The organism is Caballeronia sp. M23-90, from assembly GCF_053574605.1.
On the sequence record NZ_JBSIPA010000600.1, the window covers coordinates 1 to 3,271 of the forward strand.

General features: G+C 61.1%; 3 protein-coding genes and 1 pseudogene. 1 reads left to right on the plus strand and 3 read right to left on the minus strand.

Going from position 1 to position 3,271, the window contains the following annotated elements; genetic code table 11:
* From ACRXB1_RS33235 to ACRXB1_RS33245, 3 genes are all read right to left on the minus strand, one after another.
* The coding region (locus ACRXB1_RS33235; RefSeq protein WP_449494446.1) for an ABC transporter ATP-binding protein at positions 1 to 883 on the minus strand (883 nt) is incomplete at its 3' end.
* A 10-nt stretch (positions 884 to 893) separates the two neighbouring features.
* Positions 894 to 1,955 carry an ABC transporter substrate-binding protein gene (locus tag ACRXB1_RS33240; protein WP_449494447.1) on the minus strand — a complete coding sequence of 354 codons (1,062 nt, stop codon included), beginning with the start codon at positions 1,953 to 1,955 and terminating at the stop codon, positions 894 to 896.
* A gap of 47 nt (positions 1,956 to 2,002) precedes the next feature.
* Positions 2,003 to 2,764: an enoyl-CoA hydratase/isomerase family protein gene (locus tag ACRXB1_RS33245; protein ID WP_062001506.1), complete on the minus strand. Its 762-nt coding sequence runs from the start codon at positions 2,762 to 2,764 to the stop codon at positions 2,003 to 2,005.
* Positions 2,765 to 3,024: 260 nt separating this feature from the next.
* Between ACRXB1_RS33245 and ACRXB1_RS33250 the strand changes: the two are divergent.
* Positions 3,025 to 3,271: pseudogene (locus ACRXB1_RS33250) on the plus strand (hypothetical protein); the annotation flags it as partial.

The following is a 3,271-nucleotide window of genomic DNA, read 5'->3' on the forward strand; positions in this document are numbered from 1 at the left end:
GCTCGCCGCTTGCATCAGGCGTGTCCGCGAGCGCACCTTCGAGCAGATTCGAATGGCCGATGAAACCGGCCGCGAAGCGCGTCGCGGGCCGATCGTACAAATCGGCGGGTGTGCCGATCTGCTCGCCGCTTGCATCAGGCGTGTCCGCGAGCGCACCTTCGAGCAGATTCGAATGGCCGATGAAACCGGCCGCGAAGCGCGTCGCGGGCCGATCGTACAAATCGGCGGGTGTGCCGATCTGCTCGATGCGCGCATCGTTCATCAGGCAGATGCGGTCCGAAAGCGTGAGTGCTTCGTCCTGATCGTGCGTCACATAGACGAATGTCGCACCGAGCTCCTTGTGGAGACGGCGTATTTCCGCCTGCATGTGCTCACGCAGCTTTTTATCGAGTGCGCCGAGCGGCTCGTCGAGCAGGATCACCGACGGACGGTAGGCGAAGCAGCGCGCGAGTGCGATGCGCTGCTGCTGCCCGCCGGACAGCTCCTTTGGAAACCGCCCTTTGTATTCGCTCATGCGCACCATTGCGAGCGCGCCTTCCACTGCCTCGCGCACGTCCTCGCGTGACTTGCGGCGCATTCGCAAGCCGTACGCGACGTTGTCCCACACGCTCATGTGCGGAAACAGCGCATAGCTTTGGAACACCATGCCGATGCCGCGCTTGCCCGGTTCGACGTGCGTCACATCGCGTCCGTCTATCTCGATGCGCCCGGCGCTGGGCGCGACCAGCCCCGAAATCATCTGGAGCAGCGTGGTCTTGCCCGACCCGGAAGGACCGAGCAGCGTCAGGAATTCGCCGGCCTGCACGGTCATGCTGGTCGGCTCCAGCGCGACGGTATCGCCGTAACGCTTGGTCAGCCCGATCGCTTCCAGTTTTGCGCTCATCGTTGCACCTTTACGAAATGATCCACGAATTGAAGCGTTCAGTGACCTTCTGGCGATTCTCCTGCCACCACTGCGGACTTGGCAGCTTCATGTCGCGGATGTTGTCCGGCGCAGTCGGCAACAAGGGAACGCGCTGCGGCGGGATGGTTTCGAACGACTTGCGGTTGGTGGGTCCGTAAGCAAGTGTCTGCGTGAGGAGCGCCTGACGCTTTGCGTCCGCGCAGAAGCGCACGAACTGCTTCGCCATCTCGGCGCGCGGCGTGCCTTTGGGAATACCCCATCCTTCGATGGAATACAGGCCCTGATTCCAGACGATCCTGACCGGCGCACCGCCGTCGATCGCGGACTGCGCGCGGCCGTTCCATAGTGAAATCATGTCGACGTCGCCACTCTGGATTGCCTGCATGGACTGCGCACCCGAAGTCCACCAGATCGCAATATGCGGTTTGATCTTGTCGAGACTCTTGAATGCGCGGTCGACGTCGAGCGGATAGAGCTTGTCGAGCGGCACGCCGTCGGCGAGCAACGCTTGCTCCAGCGTGTCGAGCGGACTGCGCCGCAGGCAGCGGCGGCCCGGAAAACGCTTGACGTCCCAGAAGTCCGCCCACGATTTCGGGCCGTTCGCCTGGAATTTGTCGGTGCGGTACGCGAGCACCGTGGAATACACGTCCACGCCCAGCCAGTTGGGCGTGATCGCTTCGGGCATCACATCCGGGAAGTCCGACGGCTTGAGGCCGATGGGCTCCATCAGGCCCTTCGCTTCGAGGTATGGAATGTCGGCGGAAAGCGTGAGTGTGGTCACGTCCCACACATAGTTTTTCGTCTTCACCATCGCTTCGAACTGCGCGACCGGCTGCGACTCGCGTGCGACGCTTACCACCTTGATGCCCGTCGCTTTTTCGAACGGATCGTAGAACGCCTGACGATACGCGAGCGTATAAGGGCCGCCCGGGTCCGACACGACAATCTGCTTGTCATCCGCGCGGACCAGCACCGGCATTGCACCCGCGAGCGCAAGTGCGCCTGCACCCTGCAACAGCCGGCGCCGCTTTTCGTTGAAGTGTTGCGTCATTGCCATGGTCTCCCGCTCGATGGTTCAGTAGATGAAACGCAACCGGCTCACTTCGCGCGCTTGCGGAAGAACTCTTCCATCATGCGAGCGGGTTCGCCCGAATCGTAGGCTTCGCGCTGAATGCGAGCGCCCGCTTCTATGCAGTCCTGAAAACCCGGCTCGGTCATTTCGCGGAATCGCTGTTTATCCAGACGCATTGCAACCGGCGGTTTGTTGCCCAGGTCGGTCGCGATCTCGAGCGCTTTTTCCAGTACTTTTTCTTCGGCCACGATGTGGTGAATCAGGCCGATCTGCTTGCATTCATCGGCGTCCATCAGGCGGCCCGTGAGCGTCAGTTCGATCGTGCGCGACATGCCGAGCATGGAGTTCATGATCCACGGACCGGTCGTGCTCGCGATACCCGCGTTGATTTCCGGCTGGCCCATGCGCACGCCCGGATGACCGACGCGGATGTCGCCAAGCAGCGCCACCTGGAACGCCGAGCCCGCTGCCGTGCCGTTCAGCGCCATCACCAGCGGCTTCTTGAGGCCGCGCAGCGCAGCGTAGTAACGCTGCCATTCCTTGACCCAGGCGACCGCACGTTCGCCGTCGAAGTCATGGGCCTCCGAGAGATCCTGCCCGGCGGAAAAGGCGCGGTTGCCTGCGCCCGTCATGATGATCGCCGTGACATTGTCGTCAGCGTCGAAGCGTTCCAGTGCGTCGATGATCGCGTTGCGCATCGGCGTGGTCCACGCATTGAGTTTTTCCGGACGATTGAGCGTGATGATCGCTACACGTTCATGGCGGGATACCAAAATGTCTTCAGTCATTTTTATCGCATCGCAATAGTTGTTGGGTGACATTCAATATACGTTGAGCAAAAACAGAGCGCAAGCAGGAGTTTTCACCTGTCTGCCGGCGTGACACACGCGCTTAAGAACTGTCCTATTGATTTCCCGGGTGGAGAATTCCTGCGCTAGAATTACTGTATATTTGTACAGTACTCAGCAAGAGGTCCCCCGTGAACTCCGCCTTCGGCAATCCAGAGAAACTCCCGCAGTCCAGCAAGGCGTCGTGCCGTCTCGACGCCCTGATCGACTCGACCACGCATCCCGGTTTGGGGGGAATCGCCTTGTGGCGCGGGTCGCAGCTTGCCCGCTCGCACGGACAGACGGTCGACACGGGCTATGCCGTGCTTTCCGCTGAATTGCCCGGCGGCGGCTGGCCGCTGGGCACGCTGATCTTTTTAGGTGCATCGCTGATGTTCGCGTGCAGGCTGATATCGATAACCGTGTTTTCGATCAGCAAACGAACCTTCGTCATCTTGTCGACAATGA